Here is a 14,338-nt window from a genome sequence, read left to right on the forward strand (position 1 = left end):
ACGGACCTCGGAGGCGGAGAGCTTCTTGCCGGCATCGGCCGCGGTGTTGGCGGACTTGTCGTCCTCCTTCTTGGCCTCGGAGCCGTAGCCGCAGGCGGTGAGCAGGAGGGGAAGGGTCGCTGTGAGGGCGATGGCACGCAGGGCGGTGAGCGGTCTTGCGGCAGACACGGAGGTGTCCTTTCACGTGGTGGTGGTCAGGGAGGTGCGGGGACGGAGAAGGGCGACGCGAAGCCATCGGCACACACGGAAGTCACTCCCGGCCGGCGGGGGCGGGTTCGCGGTTGCAGGCCGGGGAGGGGATGCCGGACGCCCGCGCTCGAAGACAGGCGGTGGGCGAGGTCGGCCGAGGGACCTGGGCCGGCGCTCGGTGGTGACCTGGGTGTGGGGCCAGGCCCGGCGAGGTGTGTCAGCCGGGCTGACAGATGGCGCTGGACGTACGGACCAGGTCGATGTGCCGGCGGGAGGTCAGAGGCAGCATCCGGCCTGCGTGGTGCAGTGTTCGCACGGCCACCTCCCTGGATTCCTAGTTTTCCCACCTGGTTGGTAGGCATAGTGGCAGAGGCGGAGGGCCGCCCCAAGAGGCAGTCCGCATGCTGGATGCCGAGATCTCGACATGCGAGAACATGCAGGTGGGGCGAAGGGCGTGGGGTTAGGGATTGGTCCAGGCGCCGGGGGTGTCGGCCAGTGCCGATACGTCAGCGGGCAGATCGGCCGACGCGACGTCGGCGAGCGTCACGCCGTCGAGGATCTCGCGCACGTTGGCCCGCAGCGCGATCCACAGGGGGAGCAGCGCCTGGGCGGGGCCGGTGTAGGACAGGTCCGGCGGGCGGACCCCGCGCACCGAGACGAGCGGCCCGTCCACGACGCGGATCACGTCCGCGACGCTGATGGACTGAGCGGGCTTGGCCAGCCGGTAGCCGCCGTTCCCGCCCCGCTGGCTGAGCACGAGACCGCCCCGGCGCATGTCGTTCAGGATGCCCTCAAGGAACTTGTGCGGGATGTCCTGGGCGTCGGCGATGGCCTCTGCCTTCACCGGCCCGTCATCCTGCGACGCGGCAAGCTGCAGCGCGGCACGTACCGCATAGTCCGCCCTGGCTGAGATCCGCATACGGACATTATCTGGCATGGCCGCGGCCCGTGTCCGCCGTGGGTGGCAGTCGGCTGCCGGGTACCCGTACCCGTACCCGTACCCGTACCCGTACCCGGCAGCCGGGGGCAGGTCGCGGGCCCGCGACCGGAGCCGTGCCGTGCCGTGCCGTGCTGTGCTGTGCCGTGCGTCAGCGGAAGGCCGCCACCGCGGGGTGGGAGCCGTTGAGGTAGTGCTCGCCGATGGAGCGCAGGCGGTGCGCGACCGGGCGGTGGGCCGTCAGGACCCGGGCGTTGCGCCAGAACCGGTCCAGGCCGGGCGCGTCGGCGAGCTCCAGCACCCGGGCGGTGATGCGCAGGGCGGCCTTCGACGTCACGGTCTCGGCCGTGGCGACCAGGGCGGCGAGGCCCGCGGCTCCTTCCGCGTCGAGGTGCGGCCCCGCGTCGAGGGCCTGCGTCATCACGTCCGTCGCCCGGTCGACCACGGCGGTGGCCGTCTGGGCGGCGGAGGCGAGTTCCCCGTAGGTCAGGAAGAGGTCCGGGTCCTCGCCGGGAAGCCGGTGTGCGCGGCCGCCCCTGCTGAGGTCGCGCGCCTCGGTGAGGGCGCCCTCGGCGATGCCGAGGCCGACGTGGCACAGGGCGAGCCGGAGCGCCGGCTCCGCGAGCGCGGTGAAGGGTGCGGTCGACTCCTCGTCGTGCGGCCGGCGGCCCAGCACCTGCTCGGGCGTGACGGTGACCCGGTCGAGGACGACCTCGCCCGCACCGGCGACGCGCTGCCCGAGCCGATCGTGTGCGGGCTCGACGGTCACGCCCCGTGCGCCGGGTGGGATCCGTACGACGAGGACCTCGCCGTTCGCGGCGCAGACGGCGTCGACCACGATCTGATCGGCTGTGGCCACCGCCGTGTCCACGGCCCGGCGCCCGCTCAGCACGTAGCCGGTGGCGTGCCGCCTCAGCGCGAGGTCCGGTCCCTCGGTGTCGTCGTCGGGCCAAGGAGTGCGGACCGCGCCGGTCCACAGCCACCGCTCGCGCACCGACTCCTCTTCGAGGGCGGTCGCCTGCTCGGGGCTCGCGTAGAAGCGTCCGCTCCACGTGTGCACGTAGTGGCGGGCGAGTACGTCGCCGACCGAGCTGTCCGCCGCGGCGATCTCCCGTATGACGGCGCATCCGGTACGCCAGTCCGCCCCGCGGCCCGGCCCGGGCGGGGTGAGGGCCGCCGGCAGGCCGGCCTCGCGCAGCCGGGCCGTCTCGTCGGTCGGCTCCTTGCCCGCCTGATCGCGCACGATGGCGTCCGCCGCGAGGTCGTCCGCCACATCGCGGGCGGTACGCAGGAGTGCGTGGCGCCGTGCGTCGGCGGATCGGTGGCCGGCGGTGCCCGGTGTCGTCGGCACCGGCGTCACCGACAGGCCCGAGCGTCGCTGCATGGTGTGTGAGCTGGGTGGACGGTGGTGCCATGGGGGATGGCGGTCGTCATGTCGACTACTCCGGAACATGGTCGGGCGGCGTCGGCCGGTTGCTGAACGTGAGGGAGGGGCGCGAGGGGTGGGAGGCGGGGGTGGGTGGGCAGGCCGGTAGACCTGGACGTTCCGCCGTGCTGCGCGGGCGCGTGCGGTGGGCTCCGGAGATCATCCGAGGCAACTCTCCGACGCAGCGGGCGTATTCCTACCTTTCCCATCGGAGTGATAGGAATACTCGCCCCAAGCGGCCTCCCCGGCAAGAGTGTGACCGGATGGTGGACGCTTCGATCTCGAAATGAAAGACGATGCAGGTCAGAGGCGGACCCGCAGTTATTTCCTATGAAATCAGTAGGGAAGTGTTGACGCGTGCCCGCCGCGCACCCCACCATGTGGTCATGTCCCCGTCGCAGCCGTTGCTCGTACGCCGCAGGCACGTTGACTTCCGTCTCGTCGCCAGCGCCGTCTGCCGACCCGTTTAGGGCTTCTTCGACAGGGTGATTCCCCGACGCGCGCCGGTGTGCCGGCTGCCGTTCGTCTCTGTGCGCCGCGCTCGCCGTTCCCCCGGCCCCTCAGCCGTACGGGTCCGCCCGGCGTAGACGCGCCGATCCTCCCGCTCGCATCCGTTGCGGAGACCCCTGCCCCGTCGTGGCCGAACACCCGGCATCCGTATCCGACTCCGAGCAGCCGAAGGGGTTCATCGTGACCACCGCAATTCCCGCACCCGCCCTCCGCCGTTCCCCGGCCCCGCGCCTCCAGCTGGTCGGCGACCGTCCGCCCGTCGCCTCCGTCCACGAGACCGACGGCGGCCGCGTCGCATACCTCGTGTTCCTGCCCGCGAACGTCGACCCGGTGGCGGTGATGAGTGCGCACGGCATACGCCCGGAGATCCGTCCCCTCGCGCCCGGGACGTCTCCGGCCCCCGAGCCGGAACCGGCTCGGCACCTGGAAGCCGATCACTCCGACGACGCGATCCGAGTCGATCACGCGCGGCGGCTGGTCGAGGTCGACGGGCGCGAACTCGATCTCACCTTCCTGGAGTTCGATCTCCTGGCCCACCTCGTGGCGCACCCGTACACGGTGCACACGCGTGATGCCCTCATCACGGGCATCTGGGGTTATGGGCACATCGGCGACGGCCGTACCGTCGATGTCCACGTGGCCAGGCTGCGCCGCAAGCTCGGCCCCGCTCACCGGGACCGCATATCCACCGTGCGCCGCGTCGGCTACCGCTACGTTCCCGACCACCGGTAGGGGGTGTCCCGGCGGACACGGCCGAGGCCGTGAGTCACCCTCTCGGAAAGTGGGAGATTCCCGATTCGGCCAGCGAACGTCTGTTTCGCGCCGGTTAGGGTGGATGCGGGTGTCGGGCTGTCCGGTGAGTGTTGTGCTGGAGGAGATGCGCCCGTCGGGGGCAAGCGTCGGACAGCGTGATCAGGGGGTCTTCAGCGATGGCTTCTCTGCACTACGACATACTCACCGATCCGGCTCCGCTCCAGGTGCCGGTCGCGGGTGAGGAACGCCAGGGATCGGTCTACATCGTCGTCTCCAATCCGACCATGGACGAGGTGATCTGGTACTCCATCGAGATACGGGTGCCCTGCGGCCAGGCGGACGGTGATCTGACGGCACACCCGAAGACGATCACCGCGCGGGTCGAGCGGAACACCGCGACGAAGAAGGGGGAGGAGCCGGTCGTCGCCTGGGACGACAACACGGGTGTCCTCACCGTGACCGCCCAGCAGAACACGCTGTTCTAGGAGGCCGGCTCCATGGTCCTGGCCCTGGACGGCTTCCCCGTCTCCAGCGCATCGGGACTGGTGCTGCTGCGCGTGACGGAGAGGGCGGCGAACGGAGCCTGGGTGAAGAAGACCCCCGTGACCCTGAGCCTGCTGAAGCAGTTGCCCAAGGTCCCGCGCAACTTCCGCGCGCAGCAGTCCCTGGTGGCCGGAGGCCAGGACATCGTCCTGCGGTGGGACGGGCCCGACACCCTCACCTACCGGATCCAGGGTCCGGACGGATCCTCGGAGACCGTCGCGCCGACGCTGGGCACGACCGGCTGGCAGTGGTCGCCGGCGGCGGGTCAGGAGCCCAAGCGGGACGCCACGTACACCCTGATCGCCACCTCCCCGGGCGGGCAGCAGCCCGGGTACTTCCTCACCACCACCGTCCACCTGCGCAGCCCCGAGTTCGAGAGCGTCACCGCGACGACCGGTGTCCACAGCCCGTGGGTCGAGGGCACGACGGACCGGGGCCGGATCGTCTTCACCACGCAGGGGGCCCGGATCCGCGACGCCGCCGACGACCTCGGCACCCTCTCCGCCGCCAAGGCCGACGTCGAGACCGTGACCGCGGCGTTGGTCCGGGGGCGCGAGAGTGACGCCGGGTGGATCGGTTTCCCGTCCGACGGAATCAGGGTCGGCCGCGGCGGTGGAAGCGACTTGGGGACCGTCACGGCCGACAAGATCAGCGTGAACGGCATCAACACCCAGTGGGTGGGGGACCGGGACTCGGGCAAGGGATGGGTCGAGTTCCCGCAGTCGGGGGTGAACGTCCGCAAGGGCGGCAAGCAGGACTGGGGAACCGTCGCCGCTGATCTGGCGGACCTGAACGGCATCAACACCAAGTGGGTGCAGGGCCGTACGGCCGCCGACGGATGGATCGAGTTCCCGGCTTCCGGGATGAACGTGTTCCAGGGCGGCGCCGGGAGCCGCCAGTGGGGGACCGTCGCGGCCGACAAGGCCGACCTGAACGACGTGGTCACCCACCGGGCCCAGGTCAAGGAACGCCTCACCCTCCAGGGCGGGCTGAGCGTCGACAACGTGCTGGAGACGCAGGACGGCCCGCCGCGGCTGATCGTCCACGGCCGCCTGGACGCCGAGGGCGAGGTGAAGGCGGACCGCACGGTCACGGTCACCGGAGACCTCACCACCCTCGGCATGCTGCGCGTTCAAGGGGAGTCGCGCCTGCAGGGGAAGGTGAACGCCGGCGCCCACCTGTCGGTCCGTAACGCAGGCGCCTGGATCATGCACACGAACGACGGGAAGGTGGCGATCAACGGCGACCTGCGCGTCCACGGGGCATTCCGCTCCGATTCATGATCGACGAGCGGATCAAGAGCGACTACCGGGCGTGGAAGGAGTCGGCGGGCGGTGCGCTCGACCCGGAAGAGGTGGCCGCGGCCATCGCGTACGCCTGCGGCCGGCCCCGCCACGTCAGGAGCGATTCATTCAGGGTGCGGACGAGGACTCGGCGAGGTCGCGCCGTCGCGAGGAGCTCAGGGCTCAGGCAACGTCGCTAGTGGCAGGTGTAGGTGAAGGTGGTTCCGGCGCGGGCACGGTTCGGCGACAGCACCTCAAGCACAGCGGTGGCCTGCATGGAGCCGGGGCCGTGGAAGGTCCAGCGGAGCGTGACCTCGGTCAGCCGTGCCTTCGGGGCGATGCGCTGCCGCACCGGGCTGGTGACCGTGCCGTCACTGCGGTGCCAGCGGTAGCTCACCGTTCCGTCTTCCCCGTTGCTGCGGATCGTCGCCAGCACCGCCACGGTGCTGTCGCAGCCCGCAGTCGAGGAGCTGGGACGTACGGTGACTCCCGTCACCGACAGCGGATCGCCGGTCTGCTGCCGGACGAGGAGCAGCGCAGCCACGAGCACGGCCCCCGCCACGAGAAACCGACGCCGGAGGACGCCGCGCCTACGTCGGGCACCGGCGGTGTACGGCGCGCCCGAAGGCTCGGGGACGGTGCCGTGCCACACCGCCGTGAGGTTTCCCAGGCTGCCGGGCGCGGGCACGGTGGGCGCGGGCGCGGTGGAGTGCACGTCGCCCTCGGACGACGGCATGCCCCAGACAGCATGGTCCAGGAGGGTGGCGCTGGTCGCCTCGTCCGTCGGGTGCGAGCGGGGGAGGAACGAGGTCAGCTCTTCGTCGTACGGTCCGGGTTCCATGGCCGGCTCAGAGGATCGGGTTGCAGTCATCGGCGTAGAGCACCTTGTACGTGCCGCTGCCCGTTGCCGGCGCCGGGTCGCTCGACACCTGAACACCCCAGTACGGGAACGGATCGCCGGATCCGAACGTGTGGGCGTACGTCTTGCTGAACGAGGTCTGCCCGGCGGGGATGGTGATTCTGTCCGTCGCCACGATCGGGCCCAATCCCCGGGTGTTGCCGTGGAACCAGGTGAGGATCAGCGTTCCGGCGGAGACGCCGTCGGATTTCACGGATGCGACGGCCTGGGTGCCGAACTTTCCGGAGCAGCCGTATTGGGAAAGGGACACGGCCAGCACCCGCACGGTGGGGGACGTGGCGGGCGGTGCGACGGGGGGTGTCCGAGGGGCCGCGTTGGTCGTGGAGGGCGTCGGCTGAGCTGCCTGTTCCGTGGAACCGGGTGCTGCACCAAGAGAGGACGACGACCCCCCGGCCACCGTGGAATTCTCCATGCCACTCCCGGCCCCGCTGCCGGCAGCAGTCCCCGACTGTCCAGGAGTGGGGGCGATGGTGGAGCCGGGCCCCGTGGTGCGGGTGCCGGCCGAGGGGCCGGGCATGCCGGGTGAGACGGTCGAGCCGGCGGCGTGGGGGGCGTCGGGAGCGCCTGTGGCGCCTGTGGCGCTGTCCTCCGTGTCGTCCTGTTCGGCGATCGCAGACAGCGCGAGGATCCCGGTGAGCAGAAGGGCGGCAGACGCGGCGACGGCCGTCGACTTGCGTCGGCCGACAACGCCGCCTCGGGATCGGGGCCGACCGGACGCCCGCGCCGAGGCATGTGCCTCTGCCGTTCCTGTGGTTGTCGTGGCGAGCGTGGTGTCCGCCAAGGCCGTCGTCGCGGTCACGACGTCGTTGGGAGAGCTCACCAGCATCGGCATGAGTGTGAGGAGCGCGGCCATTCTGCGGTGCCCACGCACTTCCCAGTCCTCGCCGTACGCGCTGGACGCCAGCGCATCCAGCTCACGGACGAACGCGGCAGCACTCGGCGGCCGTTCCACGGCCCGCTTGGCCAGGCCACGGCGAATCAACGGCCGCAACGCCTCAGGAACTCTGTCGTCGGGTATGGGCGCCTCGATGTGCTGCACCGCCAGTTCGAGAGCCGTGGTGCCCGGGTACGGCTTGGAGCCGACCAGGCACTCGAAGAAAACGGCCGTCGCGGCGTAGACATCGGTGACGGGGGCGACGGGGCCCCCGGTCCACTGCTCGGGAGCCATGTAGGGCGGGGTGCCGGCGACGCCGGAGGCATCCCCGCCGGCCACTGCGATCCCGAAGTCCACCAGCTTGGAGCAGCCGTCAAGGTCCACCAGAACGTTCTCCGGCTTGTAGTCCCGGTGCACCAGTCCCGCCTCGTGAGCTGCGGCGAGGCCGAGCAACGATCCCTTGAGCACGGTGAGGGCCGCCTCAGGACCCGTGGGGCCCTCCTGGCGCAGCAGCGTCCTGAGGGAGACGCCGTCCACCAACTCCATGACGATCGCGGCGCCTTCTGGGTGCTCGACGTAGTCGTCGATCCGTACCACGTACGGCGACCGCAGGCCCATCAGCAGACGGGCCTCGGCGCGGAAGGCGGTGCGCGCGCCGTGGGTCAGATACTTGATCGCCACCGGGGTACCGGAAGCCTCGTCCAGAGCTTCGACGACCCTCCCGCAGGCACCGGCGCCCAATTCCCTGCCATGGGTGTAGCCGGGAACCTTCCACTGTGGATGTGCGCTCATGTCCCCGTGGTCCATTACTGCCCTCGCATGCATTGTTGCCGTGCGCGCCGGGGAGTATGCCTCCCGCCGCACCGGCAGCCGGCCGGCCGACTGCTGCGGTCAGTCAACCGGTCACCTGCGTCGAGGCGCATGAGCAACTGCTACTCACCCAACTCGCGACATCGGCCCGCGTCCACGAGATGCGACAAGCTCGCCGTCCGCTACGAGGCCGCCGTCACGATCGCCGTCATCAACGCATGGCCATGACCTCGCTCGCCAAGCCGGGCCGGCGGGAAACCCGGTATCGATGCAGGTGGCCAGGCATTTGGCCTGTGGCGCATGCATCAGCCCCGAAGACGCGACAGGCGCCCGGCTCGTCGTGTGTCGCCGGAGCCGGCCCGGCGCCAGGCGTTCCGGCTCACGACAGAGGGCGCTGATGTGGTCCTGGTCGGCTACTTCTCTGCGAAGCAGAAGGACTTCGACACGCTCATGTCGTCGGCCGCCACAGAACCGGCAGCGCGTGGCGCGCGGGTCGCCGTGCAGATCGTGCAGCGACGAGGCGTTTCGGACGGCGGGGTCCGGAAGATGACTCTGCCCTACTCCTCGCGGACCCTGCTGAGTTACGGGAAGGTCCGCGAGGTGGCTCAGGCCTGCGACCAGGCCAACGCTGACGCAGTGGTCTTCGTCGCCACCTTGGCCGAGCGCCGGCGGCGCACGCTGACAGCCGTGCTCGGCCCCCCGCCGTGAGTCTTTCCGACGTCCTGGCTGCCGGCTGACCGCTCACTCGAAGTGGCCTTTTGCGCAGGACCTGGTACTGCCGTGGCTTTGCGCGTGGCTCACTCGTCCGGGCAGATGACGAAGAGAGGGAAGGCGAGCCGGCGGGGCTGGTTGCCGATCTCGTCGAGTGCGGCGCGGATCTCGTGAAGGTGGCCGGTGGTCATCTGCAGTGGGGGTTCGTGGGGCTGGTAGGTGGTGCGGACCGGGTAGTCCACGCCCGGTTCGGTGGTCATCTCGATGTGACAGCCCATGACGTGGGTGACCGGTCTGCGTTCGCAGAACTCGATCAGCCGGTCGATGGTCCGGGCGAAGGCGTTCCGGTCCTGGATGTAGAGGCGGCCCGGATAGACCGTGTCGCCGGTGAGCAGGAACCCGGTCCACGGGTCGTAGAACGTGACGGCTGCCTCGTGGTGCCCGGGGGTGGCCAGGCAGTCGAGCCTGCGGCCTCCCAGATCGACGCTCGCCGTGGCGGTGGGGTTCTCGTCGAATCCGAAATACTTCCAGGCCGAGGGGAGTTCTGCCGAGACCACTGTGGTGTCGGGACGGTCGGCGAACTGGCCGTCGCCCGCGATGTGGTCGCCGTGGGCGTGTGTGTGCAGCACCAGCAGGTGGTACTCCTGGCGGGGGTGGCGGGCGAGCCAGCCGTCGACGAGCTGGTCCACCACCAGACGCAAGGGGAAGAACTCACTTGACGCTGTGGCGCCGGTATCGATCAGCACTGCCCGGTCGTTGCCGAACAGCAGGAACAGGAACGGCGCTTCGTAGTTGATCGCCATGTTCTGCCGCAGGATGACGGTGTGCTCGTCGTACTCGTAGACCTGGATGTCCGGGTCGGTGTTGTGCTTGGACGAGGGCGAGCCGTGGATCCAGCGGACGTCCAACTCGCGAGGCCGAGAAGCCGGGCCGTCGAAATCGATGAAGGATGTACCTGCAGCCATGACGCCTCCTGAGTGCGTCGTCTTGGCGGGCCGGGTACGGCGCACATCTCGTCCGGGGTGGGCACCTACGGGCCTCCGCCGCGACGCTACCACGAGAATGATCTACGGCTCTGCTGCCCGGCATCTGTGGCTGAGTGCTCGCGCTTCCTACCGACCGGATGTCCGGAAGGCAACACCGGTCCCCTCCCGCAGCAGGTGACTGCCACCGGGTGACCGGGTCTCCACGTGGTCAGAAGGGCACGACGGATTGCGTGAGCGCAGCCAGAGCGGCCTGCGGCCGGATACTCTTGCCGGCCAGGCCGGGAAATCCGCCCCATGCGAGGCATCCCCGCAGGTGTCCGACGAACGGGGCGGTCCCACCGCGCCCGCGGTGAAGCTCCACGTCCGCGAAGGGTCCGGGGAGGCGGACGGTGTCGACCGGCTCCGGCTGCGCGTCGCGGGGGTTCGCCTTGAACGACGGGCCAGGACCGATCGTCAGGTCCAGCGGCGCATTCATGCCAAGACCATCCCTCTCCTCGCGGGCCCACCTCTCCGCCTCGGCGACAGCCTCTTCGAGGGGAAGGACGACGAGGGGATCGAAGTGCGAGAGGTACATGAACGGGTACTTCTCCGGGACGTGGACGATCTCGTGCCTCTTCGGCTCCGGGCCGTGCCTGTTCGGGTCGTGGCGGAACTTTTCCGCACTGCCGGACAGGTCCACTGAGCCGACGACGAGATAGAAGGCGCGCAGCGAAAGCGGCAGGCGTCCGCCCGTGAGCCTCTCCACCCTCTTCACGGACCGGAGTGCGTCGCGCGGGGGCGGGACGAGGGCGCGCGCCTTCTTGTGGAAGGGGTACGCCTCGGCGCGCAGCCTTTCAACGACAGCCTCCAAGCCGCACCGCACCCACTCCATCGTCTCCATTGCGACGGCCTCGGCCTGCGCGGCGAGCGCCTTCGGTGGTCTCCGGTCAAGCGCGGCCAGTTCCTCCCACACGCGCTCGTGCTCGCCGGCGCGATAGCGCTCGATGAGATCGCCAGCAGGTGGCTTCACCGTGCTCCTGGCCGCTGCCTTGCGCTTGCGCTTCCTCACACGAGCCGCGGCCTCGTCCACGATCCCGGGGTCGAGCCGGCCGAGGAGTGCTCGCGCCGTCGCGCCGAGCTCGCGGTCTTGCGCGGCCATCAGGGATCGTTCGATCCAGCGAGGCTCGGCAGTCGCCTGCGCGGGCGCGAGCTTTTCGAGTACGGTCCTGGCGGACTCGCTCCGGTTGTCGCCGGAACGGAGCGCCTGCTCCTCGAACAGAGGCGCCAGGACGTCAAAGGCACGCGAGGGGTCGGCGCGCAGCAGCGCATCGATCGCGATCGTCTGGCGATCGTGACGGTCGTACTCGTCGATCGGGACGCCCGCCAGCGACAGAGGCGAGGCTGCGGCTTCGAGGGCCTCCGGCGTCCCGATCTCAAGCAGGCTCTGCCCGGCGGTGGCAAGGAATCGCCGTTGCCGAGTGAACAGCTCGCGCAACGCGGGAACAGCAGGTGCGTAGCGGGCCTCGGCCAGGCGATGCGCGAGCCAGTGCGTGAGGCCTCCATCGTGGCCGTCCACCGCGGAGAACCAGCGCGTCTTCAGGAGCGCGTCGAGCAGCCCCGCGCCATCCTGAAGTGCCGGATGCTCGCTGAAGAGGCCCGCGCCCTCGGCTTGGTCGAAGCGGAGCTCGCCGGCGCTCACGCAGGCGATGAGGGCAGCGACCGGTATGTCCGCGATCTTGCTCTTCGGGATCTCGCCGGGAGCGAGTGACCGGCGACGGAGCATGTCGAGGAGGATCTCAGGCGACGCCGAGCGGAGGTCTCGCTTGATGATCTTCTCGGCGCGCCCCCGCATCACGAGCTCGAACGGAACGCGGTTGTGTCCGAAGGTGAAACCGCCGAGATCGATCCGCATCACTTCCAGCGCAAAGGACATGGCTGCGGCGGGCGCGACCACGGCGAGGACCTCGACGGCCGCGCTCAAGGCATCGGGACTGCCGTCCGTGAGCGCCGCCGTGAATGCCTCGCCCGTCGGGTAGCGCCGGACCAGAGGGCAGACGCCGCCCGTCCAGAGGCGACCGGCGAAGGTCTCGCCGACTCCGACACCCGTGCACGCCGCGGCCGCATGCAGTTCGGCAGGGTCGTGCGCGCTGAGCGCCTGGACGATACGGGAGTTGACGTCATCGATCAGGGCGGTCGGATCGACGTGCGCTGTTCCGGGATCCGCGGGCATGACCTGATTCCCTCCTTGCCGAGCCTCACCCGGCCGTGTCCTGGTGATCCACCCGGTCCGGCGGCCGCCTGCCGGGCCGCGGACGGCTCACATACTCCGTACGGACTTGGGCGGTCGGGCCTCCGCCAGGGGAGACGCGGCATTCCGCTTTCCGGCCAGCGCGGCGTAGAGGATGCCGCTCACCAGCAGCCCCACGAGGAACGAGACGTCGGCGCCGTCCATGGCTTCCGCGACCGGTCCGCGGAAGAAGGTGGTCGAGATGAACGGGATCATCGCGACCAGACCGATGACGTACGAGGCCAGGCCGCGCCAGGACCAGCGTCCGTAGATGCCCTGGTCGTCGAAGATGTCACGGATCACGTACCGACCCTTGCGGATGGCGTAGTAGTCGACGAGGTTGACCGCGGTCCACGGGACCAGGAAGTAGAGCATCAGCAGGACGAAACTGCTGAAGCCGGCCAGGTAGTCGTCGGGCAGGGACAGGGCCACCGCGAGCACCACCGCGCCGACGGATACGACAACGGCGGCCCGCAGGCGGCTCGTCGGCTGCTCCCGCCGGAAGGCGTCCACCGCGCTCACCGCTGTGAGCATCGCACCGTAGGTGTTGACGCCCATGACGCTGATCAGGGCCAGAGCCGATACCAGCACGACGAGTGAGCCGAAGCCCGCAACGATGCCGTTCCCGGTCCGGAGCAAGCCGGTGACGGCGTCGTCGGCGGGCAGACGGCTGCCGATGAAGGCGCCCAGGGACATCAGCCACACCGCGGAGCCGGCCGCACCCGCGTAGGTCCACCAGATGACGGAGCGGGAGTTGGCGTCCGCGGGCAGGTATCGGGAGTAGTCGGACACGTAGACGGCGTAGCTGATCTGGTAGCCGGCCGCAGCGGCGAAGACGGTCAGGAACGACGTCCACGGGCTGCCGGTCGCGGGCGCGGAGATCGGCGCGTCCCACCACTGAACGACGGTTCCGACGGTGAGTATCCCGAACACGAGGATGAGGAGCCCGGTCAGGACGCGTTGTACGAAATGGATCAGATCATGGCCCACCACGGCCAGCACGACCGACACCACGGCGAGGACGGGGTACCAGAGCCAGGGGCCGCCGCCGACGATCCGTCCCAGTCCTTGGGCCGCGAGCACGGTGTTGAAGACGTTGAAGCCCAAGTAGACGAAGATGACGGCCGTGAAGGGTACGACGGCCCCCCGGACCCCGAACTGGGCCCTGGACTGGATCATCTGGGGCAGGCCCATACGGGGGCCCTGGTTGGCGTGGACCGCCATGAAGAACGTGCCGAAGCAGGCGCCAAGGACCACGGCCGTCACCGACCAGCCCACGCTGAGGCCGATCGAGGGGCCGATGAAGCCGATCACGAGAGTGGTCAGGACGAAGTTGCCGGAGAACCAGAACGGGCCCTGGTGCCAGAGCCTGCCGTGACGTTCGTCCGGGGAGATGTAGTCGATGGAACGCGTTTCGGGGGCGGTCGGCAGGGTGCGACCGCTGCGCGGGGCTTGCTGGTCGTGCACGGGGGTCCTTTGCGCTCAGAGCCGGGAAGAGCGGCCACACCGCGACGGGGGCGGCTGCCGTGGAGGACTCAACCGTGCGCGGGAGCCCTGGCACATGAGCAAGCACTACTCATCCAGGCGCGATCGGGCCGGCCGAAGTCCTTCGCCGGTCGATCCGATGCTTGGGAAACGTTCGCGAACGTTTCAGGAGATCGCATCCTGGACGTCGGGTTCGTTGATTTCGACGCCATTCTGATGAACAACGACGAACAACGCCACGGGCCTGCATCGGTGGAGGGAAAGGTGAGCCGCATTTGAAATTCGATGCCGAATGACATGACAGTTCATCCCGGCGTTCAGAGGTTCAGTTGGGTAAGGGTCCGGTCTTCATGACGATCCTGACGCGGAATCACGCTCGCGGCGACGGGGCCGGCCCGCTCGGCGTGCTCCCGATGTCTGGACCAAGTCGTCCGCTGTCCGGGCTCCTTGCGCATGCCGAACGGGCTGCGCCGCCCACGCGATCTCGGCATCGTCAGGGGTGAAGACCTTTGCTTGCTCGCGGTCGGTTATGATCCGCTTGAGTCGCGGATACGCCGCCTGCTCCCGCGACGCCGCATATCCCCTCCGGCCCCTTCTTCGATGGTATCGAAGGAGAATTGCCGCACGGGGAAAGGCGGGCGAGGAG

12 protein-coding genes and 1 riboswitch are annotated in these 14,338 nt (G+C 69.6%); of the genes, 4 read left to right on the forward strand and 8 right to left on the reverse strand.

From position 1 onward, the window contains the following. Positions 1-406 precede the first annotated feature (406 nt). The 3 genes from ACFY0D_RS32385 to ACFY0D_RS32395 form a co-directional block, all read right to left on the reverse strand. Positions 407-505: a putative leader peptide gene (locus tag ACFY0D_RS32385; protein ID WP_327739082.1), complete on the reverse strand. Its 99-nt coding sequence runs from the start codon at positions 503-505 to the stop codon at positions 407-409. A 144-nt stretch (positions 506-649) separates the two neighbouring features. Continuing rightward, positions 650-1,108 carry an RrF2 family transcriptional regulator gene (locus ACFY0D_RS32390; protein WP_390801515.1) on the reverse strand — a complete coding sequence of 153 codons (459 nt, stop codon included), beginning with the start codon at positions 1,106-1,108 and terminating at the stop codon, positions 650-652. A gap of 169 nt (positions 1,109-1,277) precedes the next feature. Then, positions 1,278-2,510, reverse strand: a complete 1,233-nt coding sequence (locus ACFY0D_RS32395; protein WP_390801516.1) for an acyl-CoA dehydrogenase — start codon at positions 2,508-2,510, stop codon at positions 1,278-1,280. 732 nt (positions 2,511-3,242) lie between these two features. Here ACFY0D_RS32395 and ACFY0D_RS32400 point away from each other — a divergent pair. The 3 genes from ACFY0D_RS32400 to ACFY0D_RS32410 all read left to right on the forward strand — a co-directional run bounded on the left by ACFY0D_RS32400 (position 3,243) and on the right by ACFY0D_RS32410 (position 5,641). Further along, positions 3,243-3,794, forward strand: coding sequence for a winged helix-turn-helix domain-containing protein (locus tag ACFY0D_RS32400; RefSeq protein ID WP_390801517.1), 552 nt, complete (start codon positions 3,243-3,245; stop codon positions 3,792-3,794). A 197-nt stretch (positions 3,795-3,991) separates the two neighbouring features. Further along, on the forward strand, positions 3,992-4,300 hold the full coding sequence (locus ACFY0D_RS32405; RefSeq protein WP_390801518.1) for a hypothetical protein: 309 nt from the start codon (positions 3,992-3,994) through the stop codon (positions 4,298-4,300). A 12-nt stretch (positions 4,301-4,312) separates the two neighbouring features. Beyond that, positions 4,313-5,641 (forward strand): hypothetical protein, encoded by a 1,329-nt coding sequence (locus tag ACFY0D_RS32410; RefSeq protein ID WP_390801519.1) that lies wholly within the window; start codon positions 4,313-4,315, stop codon positions 5,639-5,641. 196 nt (positions 5,642-5,837) lie between these two features. On the opposite strand, the gene ACFY0D_RS32415 is transcribed toward ACFY0D_RS32410, so the two are convergent. Further along, a complete protein-coding gene (locus ACFY0D_RS32415; protein WP_390801520.1) occupies positions 5,838-6,512 on the reverse strand; it encodes a hypothetical protein in 675 nt (224 codons plus the stop codon). Beyond that, positions 6,490-8,226 carry a protein kinase gene (locus tag ACFY0D_RS32420; RefSeq protein WP_390801521.1) on the reverse strand — a complete coding sequence of 579 codons (1,737 nt, stop codon included), beginning with the start codon at positions 8,224-8,226 and terminating at the stop codon, positions 6,490-6,492. Before ACFY0D_RS32420 ends, ACFY0D_RS32415 begins: the two co-directional genes overlap by 23 nt. A gap of 360 nt (positions 8,227-8,586) precedes the next feature. On the opposite strand from ACFY0D_RS32420, the gene ACFY0D_RS32425 reads away from it, so the two are divergent. Continuing rightward, positions 8,587-8,952, forward strand: coding sequence for a hypothetical protein (locus tag ACFY0D_RS32425; protein WP_390801522.1), 366 nt, complete (start codon positions 8,587-8,589; stop codon positions 8,950-8,952). An 89-nt stretch (positions 8,953-9,041) separates the two neighbouring features. Here ACFY0D_RS32425 and ACFY0D_RS32430 read toward each other — a convergent pair whose 3' ends face one another. The 3 genes from ACFY0D_RS32430 to ACFY0D_RS32440 all read right to left on the reverse strand — a co-directional run bounded on the left by ACFY0D_RS32430 (position 9,042) and on the right by ACFY0D_RS32440 (position 13,674). Further along, positions 9,042-9,920, reverse strand: a complete 879-nt coding sequence (locus tag ACFY0D_RS32430) for an MBL fold metallo-hydrolase (protein ID WP_390801523.1) — start codon at positions 9,918-9,920, stop codon at positions 9,042-9,044. 11 nt (positions 9,921-9,931) lie between these two features. Beyond that, positions 9,932-9,999: riboswitch (guanidine-III (ykkC-III) riboswitch) on the reverse strand. A 150-nt stretch (positions 10,000-10,149) separates the two neighbouring features. After that, complete coding sequence (locus tag ACFY0D_RS32435; RefSeq protein WP_390801524.1) at positions 10,150-12,150, reverse strand: hypothetical protein; 2,001 nt, start codon at positions 12,148-12,150, stop codon at positions 10,150-10,152. An 87-nt stretch (positions 12,151-12,237) separates the two neighbouring features. Continuing rightward, positions 12,238-13,674: a purine-cytosine permease family protein gene (locus ACFY0D_RS32440; protein ID WP_390801525.1), complete on the reverse strand. Its 1,437-nt coding sequence runs from the start codon at positions 13,672-13,674 to the stop codon at positions 12,238-12,240. Positions 13,675-14,338 lie beyond the last annotated feature (664 nt).

The organism is Streptomyces sp. NPDC001502, assembly GCF_042894785.1.
GTDB classification, from domain to species: domain Bacteria; phylum Actinomycetota; class Actinomycetes; order Streptomycetales; family Streptomycetaceae; genus Streptomyces; species Streptomyces kutzneri.